At 54.9% G+C, this 16,054-nt stretch carries 10 protein-coding genes; 3 read left to right on the forward strand and 7 right to left on the reverse strand.

Annotated features, from left to right (window positions below; translation table 11 throughout):
• Positions 1-14: 14 nt before the first annotated feature.
• Positions 15-3,155 carry a T9SS type A sorting domain-containing protein gene (locus tag KJZ99_10315; protein MCL4306299.1) on the reverse strand — a complete coding sequence of 1,047 codons (3,141 nt, stop codon included), beginning with the start codon at positions 3,153-3,155 and terminating at the stop codon, positions 15-17.
• Between the two features lie 240 nt (positions 3,156-3,395).
• Here KJZ99_10315 and KJZ99_10320 point away from each other — a divergent pair, with 240 nt between their 5' ends.
• Positions 3,396-4,490, forward strand: coding sequence for a dienelactone hydrolase family protein (locus tag KJZ99_10320; protein MCL4306300.1), 1,095 nt, complete (start codon positions 3,396-3,398; stop codon positions 4,488-4,490).
• Between the two features lie 71 nt (positions 4,491-4,561).
• Here KJZ99_10320 and KJZ99_10325 read toward each other — a convergent pair whose 3' ends face one another.
• Genes KJZ99_10325 through KJZ99_10350 form a run of 6 tightly spaced genes read right to left on the reverse strand, consistent with a single transcriptional unit; the run spans position 4,562 to position 11,686 of the window.
• Positions 4,562-6,472 (reverse strand): S9 family peptidase, encoded by a 1,911-nt coding sequence (locus KJZ99_10325; protein MCL4306301.1) that lies wholly within the window; start codon positions 6,470-6,472, stop codon positions 4,562-4,564.
• 23 nt (positions 6,473-6,495) lie between these two features.
• Complete coding sequence (locus KJZ99_10330; protein MCL4306302.1) at positions 6,496-7,098, reverse strand: GNAT family N-acetyltransferase; 603 nt, start codon at positions 7,096-7,098, stop codon at positions 6,496-6,498.
• Between the two features lie 15 nt (positions 7,099-7,113).
• Positions 7,114-8,367 (reverse strand): ABC transporter permease, encoded by a 1,254-nt coding sequence (locus KJZ99_10335; GenBank protein ID MCL4306303.1) that lies wholly within the window; start codon positions 8,365-8,367, stop codon positions 7,114-7,116.
• A gap of 4 nt (positions 8,368-8,371) precedes the next feature.
• Positions 8,372-9,598 (reverse strand): ABC transporter permease, encoded by a 1,227-nt coding sequence (locus KJZ99_10340; GenBank protein MCL4306304.1) that lies wholly within the window; start codon positions 9,596-9,598, stop codon positions 8,372-8,374.
• Between the two features lie 59 nt (positions 9,599-9,657).
• Positions 9,658-10,344 carry an ABC transporter ATP-binding protein gene (locus KJZ99_10345; GenBank protein MCL4306305.1) on the reverse strand — a complete coding sequence of 229 codons (687 nt, stop codon included), beginning with the start codon at positions 10,342-10,344 and terminating at the stop codon, positions 9,658-9,660.
• Positions 10,345-10,393: 49 nt separating this feature from the next.
• A complete protein-coding gene (locus KJZ99_10350) occupies positions 10,394-11,686 on the reverse strand; it encodes an efflux RND transporter periplasmic adaptor subunit (GenBank protein ID MCL4306306.1) in 1,293 nt (430 codons plus the stop codon).
• Between the two features lie 191 nt (positions 11,687-11,877).
• Here KJZ99_10350 and KJZ99_10355 point away from each other — a divergent pair, with 191 nt between their 5' ends.
• Both KJZ99_10355 and KJZ99_10360 read left to right on the forward strand, forming a co-directional pair.
• On the forward strand, positions 11,878-14,457 hold the full coding sequence (locus tag KJZ99_10355) for a hypothetical protein (GenBank protein ID MCL4306307.1): 2,580 nt from the start codon (positions 11,878-11,880) through the stop codon (positions 14,455-14,457).
• Between the two features lie 12 nt (positions 14,458-14,469).
• Complete coding sequence (locus KJZ99_10360; GenBank protein ID MCL4306308.1) at positions 14,470-16,023, forward strand: hypothetical protein; 1,554 nt, start codon at positions 14,470-14,472, stop codon at positions 16,021-16,023.
• The last annotated feature ends 31 nt before the right edge of the window (positions 16,024-16,054 follow it).

Genomic DNA, 16,054 nt, shown 5'->3' on the forward strand with positions numbered 1-16,054 from the left:
AGCCGAGGGAGGGGTTACTTGATCAACTGCATCTTCTTGACTGTCTCAAACGTCGGGGTTTCGAGGCGGTAGAAGTAAACGCCGGACGAAAGCTCCGATGCGTCAAAGTACACTTCATAGGTGCCCGCTCGCATCACCTCGTCCACAAGCGTCCGCACCTGCTGACCGAGCGTGTTGAAAACCGAGATCTTCACGGCTTCCGTTGCCGGAATAGTGAAGCGGAATTGAGTTGAAGGATTGAACGGATTCGGGAAGTTTTGAGTCAACATATAGTCGCGCGGCAACGGAGCCGGCAATTCGCGAACGCTTACCATGTAATCGTTGATCCAGTTACCCCAGATATTCTGCAACGGTTCCTTGCCCGACGAGCGCCAGTCCACCCAACCCACCACCGTTCCGCCGTGGTAATCGTGTGCCAAACAGGGTGCGGTCTGATTTTGGTACTCATTGTTCACCACGCCGCCGACTGGATTCTGAGCGTTGCCCCACCACGGATCGGCAATGTTGCCGCCCGCATCTATATGAACTCCGTAGAGATCACTATACGATGAGGTCTCGTCCACCCAGACCATGTAAATTCCGTCGTTCCACTCGACCAGCATCTCGAGATCACTTTGGTTGGATGTGGACCCTGAAAGTGGTCGTCCCGAAACTTGGTCCGTCCACAACCTCGCTCCGGCCGGACTGAGCTTCTGTCCGTAAATATCCAGTTGATTGCCGGAGCGGAAGTCTTCCCACACCACGTACAAGTTATGCTGACTATCCGTTGCCAGTCTCGGCTTCTTCTGATCATTCGCCGCGTTGCCCACCAAACGGCCATTTTCCGCCGTCCACGATGGAGCGAGATTACCGTTAGCATCGAACCGATTGGCGTAGATGTCTTTGCCTTGCGTTTCATCGCGGCCGTCCGCCCACGCGAAGTAGAATCCGCCTTGTCCGTCGTAGATAACTTGCGATTCGCTTTGCTCGCGCGGGGCTCCACAAATCACCCGGCGCCACGCGACTTCGCCGTCTGCGCAAAGCTTCGCGCCCCAGATATCGTAGTTTCCGAATGTTCCGGTTTGCCAGACCACGGCGATGCAGCCGTTTTCGTCAATCGAAACACCCTGCAACTGATCGTCGTCTTCATCGTTGTTTGAGAGCGAAACCGGTTCGGGCCACAGCGGTTCGCAATTCGAGTTCATGCGCAAGGCAAACACATCCAATTGGAAGCCTTCATCGTAGCCCGCCCAAACGACATAGCAGCCGCCTTGATTGTCCGAGATAATTCGTGCCGTGTTCTGATCGACGTTTGACGCCGAGACAATAGCACCTGCCTGGTCGCACAGCAGTCCACCGCCTACACCAACACGCTGCAAACGCACCTGCTTGGTGCCAGCGCGGTTGTCAATAAACGAGCAGAAGAATCCATTTGCACCGTCCGAACATACCCACGGCTGTTCCTGCGAATAGCGCGTCAGCCCGCTGTTATCCGGTGCCAGCGGAGCTCCATTCGGAGGAATCACGTCTGCGAACGGGTAGACGTAGGGCGTGTCAATCACTTGATAGTAAATCTGCTTGCCGAAGCCGAGACCGCGATTGTCTTCCCATGCGAAGGCCACGATGCCGTGCACCATCTCGATGTTTGTCGGATTCGTCGCGTCTCCGTCCAAACCGTAGATAATCTCGCGGCCGCCTTCACGCACGCAGTCGCTGATCCGTGCGCGGTCCACACTTAACGTGGAAGAACCGCGATAATAGTCACGGTAAATAATGAACACTTCCGTGCCGTCTCCGTTCGTTCGAAGGACTGCTTCCTGCTGCTGATTCGGGCCGTCCTTGATCAATTGTCCACAGTCACCGCACGCCAATTCACCGGCGGCATTCACACGGCTCATGTAGAGATCATACTCTGTAACCTGACCTACTGCATTGCGGGTGTCTTCCCAGATAAACAACGCGCCGCCCTGCAGATCGGAAGTCAGACGGCTGTTGTCACGGGTATACCCGCCAAACGGTTCGGCATCGCCGCAGACTTTGACACCGTTGGGTGTCCACTGATGCACGCCTGAGGCATTCGTTTTCTGTCCATAGATCTCAGAAATCGAACCGTTAACTCGCAGGTCATCCCAGCATGTGATCACACCGTCCTGCTGGCCACCATTCATGCTTACTGCGATGCGGACACCGATTTGCTCTTCGTTCGCGTCACTCAGCACAATGCCATTGGCCTGCCAAAGCGGTGTTCCATTGGCCGATACGCGCTGCATGTATAAGTCATCGCTCGTACTTGTGCGCTCGTCGCGCCAAGCGTAATATGCTCCGCCCGTCGTCAAGTCCGGACAAATCTTCGCGCTGGTCTGACGCTCCGCTGCCGTGCAGATGGGAATGCCACCCACGCCGCCCCAAGGCAGCGTACCATCACGCGTGACCTTGGCACCAAAAACGTCCTGCTCATTCGTCCGCAGGTCCACCCAGCCGAGAATCATATTGCCTTGACCATCGCCATCTGCAGTGATTCCGGACTGTGCGCCGTTATGATCCGTAACAGCGAGCCGCTGTGCCCACGCGCGGGTCCCATTCGCAAGAATGCGCTGCGCATAAATGTCGGGGTCGCCCCGCATGTCCGATTCCCAAGCGATGATTGCGCCTCCCTGACCGTCATGTGCCGCGCGAAGCGTAGTTTCCAATACACCTGAATCGCTTGCTCTAACAAACGTGTCTACAATCACGCCCTCGACAGGCCAAAGGTGGTTGCCAGCATAATCGAGCTTTTGCGCAAGGACGTCACCTGTGCTGTCAAATCGAAAGTCAATCCATGCAATGATAAAGCCGCCGTCAACGGGAACCGGCTCCGGATCCTCTTGACGAAACGGCCAGTTTACTACATGGACTGGCCAGCCCGGCGCAAGATCGCCGTCCGGTTCTATCAGTTGCGCAAACACGTCGCGGTCACCCGTTCGGGTATCCGACCATACTAACAGCGTGTAGCCGTCCGCATCGTTGCGATAAGCCGCGCGCTGCCACTCAATGTGGTGCCCTTGGCGAATCGGCTGGCCGGGCGCGCCCCAGTTACGGGGATCTACTGCAAATCCGTTGGCCGACCACAGCAATCCGACCGTGCCAAGCAGCAGTGCAAAGGACCTCAGTAAAGAGGCGGTGCTGGGGATTCTCATCTGTCTATGCTCCTCACTCTGAAACGAAGGGGAATTGAAAAAACAACAAGTTAAAAGATATTAGCCCATTAGTCCGAAGCAGTTAACTTACTCAATTTGCCAGCGAGTTGCAAGCAAGTTGAGGTTTCTTCGCAGTTTAGATTGCCTGCTCTATCTGTATTAGAAACAAACCTTTTTGATCTGGTTGGAGTTTCCAAGCAAAAGCCCTATATTCTGCACATACAATAGAGGAAACATGGCATGAGAAAAGTGGTTTTTTTGGCGTTGTTTGTGGCTGTTTCAAGCGCATTGGCGGAGGAGTCGCTCATCCGCACTGTCGAAACAAGTGCCTCCCCGCTGCAAGCTTATCGTGCGCTGACAGAAGACTGGCTCTACCTGCAATGGAGTGGCGCCAAAACAGCAGCCTTCGGCGTGGCACCTGAAGCCCCCTGGCGAGTAACTTATTCCGATGGTGCCTTGCTTGAAGGTATTCTCAAGACTCTCGAACCCGGGCAATTGCTTGAGTATTCAATGCTCAGGCACGATATTGTCTCGTCTGTTCGAATTGACTTTAGCTCTTCACCCAATGGGACCACGATCCGCGTGCTGCATCATATCCCTCTGCAAGGCGGGGGCGCCATGATCGAAGCGATCGCGGCGGGAAATCTCTGGGACGAGATGCTGCCCAAATTGACCGCCTATCTTGACTCTCGACCAAATTCCTACCTGGTACGACCACGTGGCGAAAATCAGTATCCTGCCGTCCTGCTCTTGCATGACCGATTCGGACTCACACGCACCGTTCGTGACTTTGCGGATACACTTGCGCTTCGCGGTTTCGTCGTTCTTGCCGTGGATATGTTCAGAGGAGACCGCACGTCCGACATTTCACAGGCGATGCGCTATCTTGAACTGGTGCGCGAAGACGATGCCGTCGCGGCGATTGGTTCCGGCTGGAGAGCACTCTTAGCAGATTCGGGCGTGAATCGCAAGCGAATCGGAGTCGTTGGCTTCGGTTATGGAGGTGAGATGGCAATGCGCGCGATGACTGCAGAGTCTTCCATTCGCTGCGGTGTGGCGTGGTATCCGTCCAAAGCTCCGGCGGACTCGCTTCTGCCGCGCATCGCGACACCCCTGATGATAATCACGGCTAATCCGGCGGGCACCACCCCCACGCCCCAAGCAGAAGCCCTAAGCAGGCAACTAATCCAGCAGGGTGTGCGCGCAGAAATGCTGGTCATAAAGGCTGAGAATGGTTTCTTTGAACCGGCTAACGGCGCAGCCTACAGTGCGGCGGCATCCGGCGATGCGATGCGTTTGACTCTCCCCTTCCTCGACAGAAGACTGAAACTTTAGATCTCCTCTTGATCTGAATGCAAGAAGGCAGACCTTTTAAGTCTGCCTTCTTTTTGTTACTTGGTCAAACATCAATCCGTTGACTTCATCCCGAGGTTGGAAATCATGAAGTCATACATTGCGTGATATGCCTTGAGCTTATTTTCGCGCTTGCGCAGACCGTGACCCTCGTCTTCGAAAATGAGATATTCAACCTGCTTACCATTCTTGCGCGCGGCTTCGACAATTTGATCCGACTCCGCGACTTTCACGCGAGGGTCATTCCGACCCTGCACAATGAGTAGCGGCCGGACGATGCGATCCGCGAAATTCACTGGTGACTGACGAAACATGCGAGCACTGTCCTCAGGGATCTCCGGATTGCCGATTTCCTGATGGAAATACGACTGATAGGGACGCCAATACGGTGGAACGGATTCGAGCAGCGTAAACAGATTTGAGGGGCCGACCCAGTCCATGCCCAATGCAAATTCTTCCGGTGTGAATGTCAGAGCAGCCAATGTCATGTAGCCGCCGTAAGAGCCTCCCCAGATGACAGTTTTCGACGTGTCCGCTTCAGGATACGTCTCTGCAATGTAGCTCTTGAGTGCGACCACGTCCCAGAGCGGATCTTCCCCCCAACGCTTGTCGTCAGCCAAGTAATACGACTTGCCATAACCCGTCGAGCCGCGCACGTTTGGGGTTGCAACTATGAATCCACGACTGACAAGATACTGAATCCACGGGGAATAGAATGGTTTTTGCTGAGCCATCGGACCGCCGTGTATCTCAATCACCACGGGCGTTCGGTTGCCCCATTTGGGCTTCACTGGTCGATAAATCCATGCCGGAATCTCCAAGCCGTCAAACGACTCGTAGCGCACCAACTCCGAGCGCACCAGCATATCTGATCGCAATTGACTCGCGTCAAAAAGATTTGTCAGCTTAATCAACTCATACGTTTCAAGATCATACAGATACTGGTCGCCCGGAATATTATCCGCATTGACATAGATTCGCAAGTAGCGCTCGCTTCGGGAGAATCCTACCGGTATAATCTCGGCGGGTGGAAGCGGCGGCAATTGAAGCTCTTCTCCAGTCTTCACGTTCTCGATATTCACGCGCGTAATCCCGTCTTCGTTGATGCGCGTCACGAAATATGTGTTCTTATGACTGAAACTCGCGCCGACAACATCCCAGTCTGCTTCCAGCGCGACTTCCCACTCCTTGTTTTCCGTGTTATACGACATTAGTCTGTAGAACTCGGAATCTTTGTCAGTGATCACATAGAGCGTCTTGCCATCGGGCGCAAAGTCCGCGAATTCGTAGTTGGCCTCGCCGTCTTCCTGCGAGGTGATCGCCGTCATCGTCTTTTGGGTTACATCATAAGAGAAAAGATTAGAGGACAAGGTGTTGATGAATTGCGAGAGAATCAGTGTGCTGTTATCCGGCGAGACGCCAACTACCGTAAGCGTGGAATTGTTCTCGAAAATTCGTGACGCTTTCATCGTTCGCACGTCAAGGCTGTAGGTGTCCATGTATTGCGGGTCGCGTTCGTTGGTGCTGTAGTAGAGATAGTAACCGTCATGGGACCAGCCCAGAAAATCCGCGCGCGTACCTTCCGCCGTCAGCGACTGCGACTTCTTATTGACAAAACTGTAAACAAAGAGCCGGAAATTCTCGTCGCCGCCCTTATCCATGATGTAGAAAATCATCTCAGCATTCGTCGGGCACCACGTGATTCTGTAAATCGCGTCCTCGGTCGTGAACAGCGGGGTCCAATCTCCGCCGCGCACGGGCATGAGATACGGCTGGGAGTGTCCGTATTTGTCCGACACAAACACAAACTGTTTTTCATCGGGCGAAAAGGACAGGCTCCCGACCCGATAGGTCCTGAAGAACTCCTCGAGAGTCAACTCCGCCGTACTTTGTGCAGTAGCCGCATTCATAATAAGCACAAGCGCCGCGAGGGCGCTCCACATTCTCGAAACTCGCTTGTCCATCTCTCTCCGTTTGACACCTGATTTCAATCCTGCTTTGGTTCCGGGACTCGAATCAAATCATCGTTCTCTCGATACTTTTCCCATATCGGCAGCCATTCCGTTCGTAACAGTCCGGTTTCAATCGAATCCCAGTAGCGCCCCGCGCGGAATAGGTGCTCGCGGCGGCGACCCTCTACCTTGTATCCGCACTTTTCGTTGAACTTCTGACTTGCTGTGTTGAATTCGTAACTGAATGTATAAAGCTTGTGGAGATTCAACGTGCAAAACGCATGATAGCACAACAGCATCTTTGCATCCGTCGCATAGCCTTTGCCCCTATCCTCCGGACGTCCAATCCACACTCCTGACGTCGCATTGCGATGCACGAAATCGATCCGGATAAGCCCCATCATCCCGATCCAGCGGTCGTCGTGTCCACAAACTGCGAAGATCTGATTGTCCTCAGACTTCGACATCTTGTCCACGAACTCCCGCGTATCTTGGGTGCGGTTTGGTCCGGTGAGCAGCAGGTTAAGATAGACGTCCGGGTCATTGATCAAATCGGCGATAAGCGGAATATCCGCATCGTCGACCGCGCGCAAAGTGACCTTCTTTCCGCGCAGGAATGGAGTGTGAAGATGTGACACCGTTTTCCTCGAAAGCTATTCGTAACGCAATGCGTCGATCGGATCAAGCCGCGACGCTTTCATCGCCGGCCACATGCCAAAACCGACTCCGACCGCTGTGCAGAAAATCGTCGCAAGAAACACCGCCCAGACCGGCACCGGTGCGGGGAAGTTCAGATAATTGTTGATAAAGATCGCGACCCCGTATCCCAGAAGAATGCCGATCGCCCCGCCCACCAAAGACAACGTCGTCGCTTCAATCAAGAACTGACGCAAAATGGAAGATCGCGTTCCGCCAAGGGCCTTCCGCACCCCGATCTCCCGCGTGCGCTCGGTGACAGATACAAGCATGATGTTCATGATGCCAATGCCGGCTACCAGAAGGGAGATGCCGCATATTCCAAAAGCAGCAATCCCGATCCACGCAGTCTGCTCCGTGAACTGCTTGTTCAACACATCGGGTGTCCACATGCCAAAATTATTCTCTTCACCCGGCCGCAACCCACGTATGATGCGCATCGCTTCAATCACCTCCGACTGCGCCTTACGGTAGGCGGTCGGGTCCCACGCCTGGACCGTTAGGTTCACCGACTTTTCGCCGTAGATGCGCTCAAAGGTGGACAATGGTATCCAGTTCTCACGATCCTGCGACTCCCCGAACATCTCGCCGCGCTCCTCGAAAACACCAATCACTTCAAACTTCTGCCCGTCAACACGCACGAAGCTGCCCAGAGGATCCGCTCCAAAGTAAAGCTGCTTGTAGGCGTCATACCCAAGCACGATAACCCGACGCGCAGAGTTAATGTCTTGCTGTGTAACAGGCCGTCCCAGAGTCAGATAGCGCGAGTTATTCGCTGCGAACTCGATCGATCCTCCGGCGATGCTGTGATCGGCATTTGTCTCAACACCCCCGCGAGTCAGGCGCCGCCCGAACGTCCATGACTCCACGCCGACCGCTTTCACAGACGGGCAGCGCTCCATTATCTCGGACGCGTAGCTCGCCTCAATCTTCGGCCGCCATTTGCGCCTGCGCGGGCCGAATTGGATGCCGCCTTCACTTTCATAGCGCTGTACTTGAAATACGTTTGCGCCAAGCGAATTGAGCATTGCATCGTCAATCTTATACTTGATCCCGCCAAGCACCGTCATCATAGAGATAATCGTCGCCACACCGATGACCACTCCGATGAGCGTGAGGAAAGCGCGCATCTTGTGGGCGCGCATAGCTTCCAAAGCCATGCGAAACGATTCCCAATACGAATACAGCGACTTGTATAGCCGGTGGCCCATGCTGCTACTCCGCGCGCAGCGCCTCGATAGGAGAAAGCTGCGCCGCCTTCACACTCGGGTAGAGTCCGAAGAAAATCCCGACAATCGCCGAAAAGAGCACGCCGAACACGACAACCCAAATCGGCATATATGTCGGCAGGAAATTGCTGATAGCCTGTGATACAACCGCCGCCAACGCAACGCCCACAATCCCACCTATGGCACAGATGACCGCCGACTCTATCAGAAACTGCCATGCGATGTTCCAGCGCTTCGCACCGAGTGCCTTCCGCAAGCCAATTTCCGCCGTTCTCTCCGTCACCGAGACGAGCATGATGTTCATGATTCCGATTCCGCCAACGAGCAGCGAAATAAATCCGATGATTATCCCCCCCGCATAAACTCCTGCGGTCATAGCATTAAACTGCTCAAGAATTGCCGACTGCGAGTTTATGCCGAAATCATTCACCTCGCGTGGATCCAATTTCCGCAAGCGGCGCATGATACCCGTCACTTCCCACTTCAATTCCTCAATGCGATCCGCACTCTGGCCCTTTGCGATAATTGTAAGTCCGTCCGAATTCCGCGAAGCAAAACGCTTCTTAAAGACGCCGTAAGGGATCACGGCAAAGTTATCCCAACTCTGACCGAACACCTTTCCGTACTTTGTTGTGACGCCGATCACCTCAAACTTCCAACCGCCGATCTTGATTGTTTGACCCAGTGGAGATTGATCAGGAAAGAGTTGATTTGCGACGTCTGGGCCAATGACCGCGACTTGCGCATTACGTCCGACTTCCGCTGCAGTGAAGACCCGTCCTTGGGCAAGCTCTTTCGGATTCGTGATGAAGAAGTCCTCAGAGACACCCTGAACATTGACATTGCTGAGCTGAGCGGCTCTGTAGGATACGGTCATACCCTGATCGTAAAAGGGCGAGACGGCCTCGATTTCCTGCGATTCCGCGCGCAGTGCGTCAATGTATTCAAGCTCCATGTCGCGGCGCTTGATCATGTCCCGCCAGTTGTGGTTGTTCCAGTCCCAGCGCGACACGAACACGGTTTCCGCTCCCAGAAAGTCGAGTTGACTTCTGAGTGCCTTGTTCAGTCCCATGACGATGACCACCATCATGATCACGGTCATCACGCCGATAACGATGCCCAGCGTCGTCAAACCCGCGCGCAGCTTGTTCGCGCGCAATGCTCCAAAGGCGATGCGCAGGCCGTTCAACAGTTCTGTGAAAAATCGAATCATGGGATTTCTTGGTTCCAGCTGCGGAAGGCTTGTCCCGTTTTGGAAAACCTGCCGGCTACCTAAGCTGCTCGAGGAATAGACTGGTCCGACTCGATCATGCCGTCGCGCAGGCGAACGATGCGTCTGGCGTGGCGCGCGATATCTTCCTCGTGTGTCACCAGAATAATCGTGTTGCCGTTCTCATAGATGCGCTCGAGAAGCTGCATAATTTCTTCGCCGGTTTTTGAATCGAGGTTGCCCGTCGGCTCGTCGGCCAGAATAATGGAGGGGTTGGTCACCAGCGCGCGTGCGATCGCCACCCGCTGCCGCTGACCACCCGACATTTCATTAGGCTTATGCTTCATGCGGTCGCCAAGCCCGACAGACTCCAAGGCCTCCTTCGCACGTCTGCGCCGTTCCGAGGGGGATTCACCTGCATAGACGAGAGGGAGTTCCACGTTTTGCAGCGCAGACGCGCGAGGGAGGAGATTGAAAGTCTGAAAGACAAATCCTATGCGGCGGTTGCGAATGTCCGCGAGTTGACGGTCGGTTAACCCGGCCACCCGCTCGCCAGCCAGAAAGTACTCCCCGCTGGTCGGAGTATCCAAACAGCCGATTAAGTTCATCAGCGTGGATTTCCCTGAGCCCGAAGGACCCATGATCGCCACGTAATCGTTCTCTTGAATATTCACACTGACGTTGCGCAATGCTTCGACCTTGACGGCACCAAGATCGTAGACTTTGCTCAAGTCTTGAATTTCGATAATGGCCTTGCGCTCAGAACTCATAGTGTCTCCGGAGTATTTCTGAGGGCGCTTAGCCCTGTTCCTTCTTATCTTTGTCGCCCTTCTTCTTCTCTTCGAGTGCGACCTTGTCTTTGTTCTTCATATCGCGTGCCAGCGCGCGGTATGGGCCCGTAATCACAGAGTCTCCAACCGATAGTCCGTCCAGAATCTCTATGTAGCGGTCAGCGGCAATTCCGGTCTTGACAGGCCGCCATTGGGCTTCGCCTGCAGCAAAGATGAACACGCCGGTTTCCAGTTCGTCCTTTTTTGTCAGCTTCGTCGTGTCTAAAACACCTGCGCTGACCTGCTCCTGCATCTGCCGGGACGAAAGCTCCTCTGTTTCGCGTGTCAGCGTCACGGCCTCTCCTTCCCCCTTCTTGCGGACCGCAACGGACTGAATGGGAACCGAGAGCGCATCTGTACGGTAGTCTGTCTCAATGTCCACCGTAGATGACATCCCCGGACGGACTCCCGGAACGCTGTCTATCAAGACCACGCGCACCGTAAAGTTTGTCCCACTGATGTTTGCCCCGAAGTCTCCAGTGCCTGTCACCGATGATGCCGATTGCGCAATGTCCGTCACTACGCCGCGAAATTTCATGTCGGGAATCGCATCTATCTCCACTCGCGCGGTATCTCCGACTTTGACCGAGACAATGTCATTCTCGTCGACATCGGACTTGACTTCCATCTTGCTCAGGTCCGCAACTACCAAGATAACGTCTTCTTGAAATTGCGACCCCAGAGTCAGCTCACCGACTTCCTTATTCAGCACGGAAATTGTCCCGGACATTGGAGAACTTAGACGCGTCTTTCGCAAATTGTCGCGCGCTTGGCGCTCTTGTGCCTCGGCACGCTCCAAATCTGCTTCGGCAAGTTGAGCAGCCGCGAGCGCGCCGTCCAGGTCGGCCTGCGAGGCCATGCCGCGAGTAACCAGTTCAGAAATGCGCTTGTAATCCGCGTCGGCCTTCAGTTTGTTGGCTCGTGCAGACTTCAAGCTCGACTTTGCCGCATCCAGAGTTGAATTGTAGATTTCCGGATCGAGTTCAACCAGAAAATCGCCCTGCTTAACGACATCCCCTTCGCGAACGGCAAGTTTTGTGATACGACCTGGTATTTCGGCCGATATCTTCACTTTTGTAACAGGTTCCACAGTCCCTTCAGCGGAGACAGTGGCGGTCAATGAGCGAGTCGCGGCCGTCTCAACGGTCACCTGTGCCGATGGCTTGTTCTTGTTTTTCTGCTGCTGGTAGGCTCCTAAGCCAACCACAGCCAAAACAACCAGTATAACAATCCACAGGATACGCTTGTTTCGTTTCTTCATAGGAACACCAATCACCCACCAAATTTGCTAATTGTGCAGGCTTCTCAGCCTATTGGCAGCCGCCCCGGCGGCTCTGTTAGTAAGGAGAGAATCTTGAGCTAAAATGTTGCAGAGCCGCTTCATTCTGTGGTCCCCTTCTTGCACAGCACCTGCCAGATGACCGCTTTTTGTGAACAGACGGAGACGATCGCATGACGCCAGCCAAGCCCACCCCAGGTGCTGAACTTGTTGAACCCCTGCGCCAATTCCTTGAGTCATTTACCCAAGAGCTTACCGAACAACAGTTTATCCCAGCTTTCAGAGGAGAGCTTGGAAAGCTCGCCGAGGGTCTGGACAATATACAACAGTCTGGTGAAACCCTGCAACAGATTGCGCGGGGAGTTGACCGTCTGCGTGATGTCTTTGCCCCAGCAGGCACCAGAATGCTCGAGGGGGTCAAGGATTTAGAGACCCAGCTCAAGGCCGGAGGTGACCAACTCCGCAACCGAGCCGAAGAGGTGCTCTTGCAGCTTCAGACGACCCATCGCGAGCTGGAACAGGCTCTGCGCGCCGAATCGGGATTACTGGTCGACCAAAACTCAGCCAGCCGTGAAGCGTTGGGACGACTCGCCATAGATGTCGAAGAACAACTTAAGAGCTTCTCCGGTAAGCTCGATGCTCTTTGCCGCAAGGCGGAACAGGAGATTGAACAGATCTCGCAGCTCTCGACACGTGTCGCCGAGCAGGTCACCGATCAGCAGATTCAATCGTCGCAACCACAACCGATGTCCGCTCCTGCGCCCATGGCGGTCGCTGCAAATACCGAAGAGTTCTCACAGTTGCTCGCGCGGACGGAGAGCACGGTATCGGAGGAACTCGCGCGCTATTCCTCAGAACTGCGCGATTTGCTTTCGTCGAACACCAAGGATCACGGCGAACGTCTTGCGAAGATCGACAAGACCATTGACGAAGCGTTGCGCACTGTCGCTCCGCGAGTCCAGTCGGAACTTGACAGCGCACTCGCCCGTTTACGTGACCAAATGGACGCCATCGTCCGCGCCGAACGCGAATTGCCCCTTGCGGAAAGCGCAGAAACTCCGGTCCCAGCCGTCGTGGATACAAGCTCCTTTGTGACCGCTTTGAGTAGTGCGGAGAACAGAATTCTGCGCGAGTTTGACGAACAGCGCAAGTCGGGTGCACAAGACTTGAGCGAGATTCAAAAAGGGCTCGCTGACTTTGCGCTTGATTTGGCCGAAGTCACGGAAAAGCAGACCGAGCGTATCGAGCGTGAACAGCAGGTGGTTAAAGAACTGCTCCTCAAGCTCGAGCGCATGGCGAAAGAGCGCTCCGCTGTTCTTGCCAAAGTAGGCAGGCAAATCGACGACCAGAGTCAGTCGGTTGAAACTCTTCGCAATGTTGTTGCGCAGTCCGGCACGCAGATGCAGCAGCAGGTCGGACAGGTTTCTGAGCAGTTGGGTTCGCAGCTGTCGCTGCTGCGCTCGCAAGGTGACCAGCTTGGCGCGCTCCAGCAGGCGGAAGATGAGCGATTTACGCATGTGCGCGGTTTTCTGACGCGATTGGATGAGCAGGCGAACAAGCTCGTCGACCTGCAATCACAGGAGACGCGAGCTACCCGCGAACGTATTGAGACGAGCATCGCCGAACTGCGCAGCCGCTGGGACGGCCGACTGGAGCAACTTACACAAAAGTCGGCAGAGATTGCTGTAAAACTTTCGCAAGAGCTGGGCGGACAGCTGGATGAGATGAAACAGGAGGTCGGTCATCGTCTTCATGATCTGGGGGAAGCACTTCGATCGGACCTGACACGCTTCGACAACGTAGTGCGCGAACAGTCCAAACATCAGGAAGCCCAGAACCGCGATCTCGCCACTGAAGTGTCCCGCGTCACCGGATTGATTGACGAGAAACTCTCCAATTTCGAGTCTCGCCGCGAGGAAAACGAACGGTTCACGAGGGCCATCGAATCCCACGTCAAGGTCGTCGCTACTGAAGTCAGCGCACTGCGCTCAAAACAGCAGGAGCAGCTCGAAGTCCTGAAGGAAGCTATCCGCGCCAACTACGACGACAACGCTGCCCGCTTGAAAGAAGTCTTTGACGGAGCCTACGACCGATTCCTTGAGCAGATCCGCACGATTCCCCAAACATTAGAGCGTTACTCAAAATTCATCGAAACGATGAATCAGAGCAATCAGCTTGCGCTGCAAGGCATCGCGGGGACAGCAGAAAATATCCTGACGGTAACCAGCGAACTGAAATCCGACAACGAAGCGCAGAAGAAGTTCTTCCCGCTGCTTAATAAGTCGCTCGAGAAGCACGGACAGATGCTTGAAGCCGTCCGCCGCTCGCAATCTGACCATGACAAGAACTTTTCGCAAACCGGAAAGTCCCTGCAGGAGACGCGTGAAGAGGTAACACGATTTCTGATCGATTTGAAGGGAGAACTGCGCCGCGTTGAAGGCGCGGAACAGACTAGACTCTCGGAACTTGTGCAGATGCTCGGCACAACCTTCTCGGAACTTGAGAAACTTCAACGCAATGACCTGCCCGCTTTCCGCCGTGAAGTGATTCAGCTTGTCCAGTCCAAGTTTGAATTTATCGAGACAACTCAAGCTGAACGACTCACCGCGCTGAAGGCTGAGCTCAACGAACAGCTGGAAGCTCAGCAAAAGGTTGCCCGAAAGGACGCCAAGCTGCTGGCTGTTTTGGTTGCACTCGGTGTGTTCGCGCAGTTCGCGCTGCATTACAAGCTCTTTTCATTCCTGTTGCCCTAAGCGGAGTGACCGATGTCTGCTCACTTTGAGAAATCGGCCAATGCCGCCCTTTCGTTTCTGACCAATCTGCTCCAATATGCGGGACAGGATTCAGGCCGCATGGCTGCGCCACAGCTACTGGAGCTGCTCACGCTCTGCCGTGAAACAGGTCTTAGATTACCGGTACTCGAAACATACAGCCGAGTCCACGACCTCCCGCCGGCGGTCATACTCCTCGGCGGCGATGCGGAACTCGCGGCGGCACTGGCACATTGCGTAGGACTGAATGCTGAACTGCGGCACGTTCCCGAGACTCCCATACTTTGGTGGGTTGAACCCGGCGACGTAGAGCGCACACTCATCCAAGTTAAAGACTCCGAGCGCGAACTGTCCGAAAGTGCCCTGAATGCACTCTTAAGTTCGCCGCTGCCGCCAGATCGCGTAACGGTGGTGAAGAGGATTGTCCGCACGGAGTTCGCGTGGCGTTTCGCCTGGCTGCCTGATGTCGAAGGATTGGCTCTTCATGCCGCGTGGCCGACCGTTATGGAAGCCATGCTCGCCGCGCAGGTGATGATCAACATCGGCGATGAGATTCACGCCGCCTTCGCTCCGTGGTTTGCACGCCCAGGCTTGATCGCCCGTCAATACACTGGCACCGAGATATGCCGCGATGATGTGCGACCGATGTTACTCTCCGGCCTCTTCGCGATGCGCGAGCAGTCTTATGCTGAACAGCAGGCGGTACTCGCGGCGACGTGGAAGTTTATTCTGCCGCGAATGGTGGACGAACTCGACGCGCTCCGACAACAGTATACTCTGGATATCGATCGTCAGAATATCAAGCTTCAGACAACGCGCCAGATGCTCAGCGAATATCGCCGCAATTGGAGCAATTCGATACGCAATATCGTGGAAGACTACTTCACAAAGAAAGAGTCCGGCCCCGCGTTCGCCGCTCTGTTGGACCCGCGCCAACCCGGTCCACAGCCTGCCACCTACGTACAGGCGTTGAGTCTGTCCACCTTGTGGAAGCGATTGAATGAAGTCATGACCGACAAGATGGCGGAATTCGTGCAAGGATTAAGCGCGCTCGCCACCCGTATTGAATTGCGCAACATTTCGCTGAAGGAAGTGGAAGTCCGCTGGGTCCCGAATCAGTTGGCAGCAAGCATTGAGGAAGAACTCTCGAACAAGCAGATCTTCCGCGCTGGAGGCGGAGAGCGTTCCGGTATCGTCGGCACGCTAACCGGTAAAAAGGACGAAATCGCGCAACAGCGCCGCTCGCAGATTCTGCGTGCCAATAAGATCGCCTTTAACCTCATCGATCAGGACTTTGTGCTCTGGAGTGACCGCGTCCTGCACGCCATTGAGCAGCGCGTGCGGGTGCAATTGACCGCAGCGCAAATCAACCAAGGGCTTCCGGATATCGAAATGCTACGCACAGGATTGACCGGCATCGACCGCCTGACGGCCATGCTGGAAGGCAACCGCGAGGGAACGCGAGTCGAGCCGCCCAAGCGCGCCGCCGCTACTCTGGCCGGATGGGTCGGGCGCCGCTGGTTCCGTCGCTTTGCCCCTTCAGCCTAATCCTCTCAGAGTCTCCAAAGTTTGACGGCCC

The sequence above is a fragment of the bacterium genome (assembly GCA_023382385.1).
GTDB lineage: Bacteria > Electryoneota > RPQS01 > RPQS01 > RPQS01 > JABWCQ01.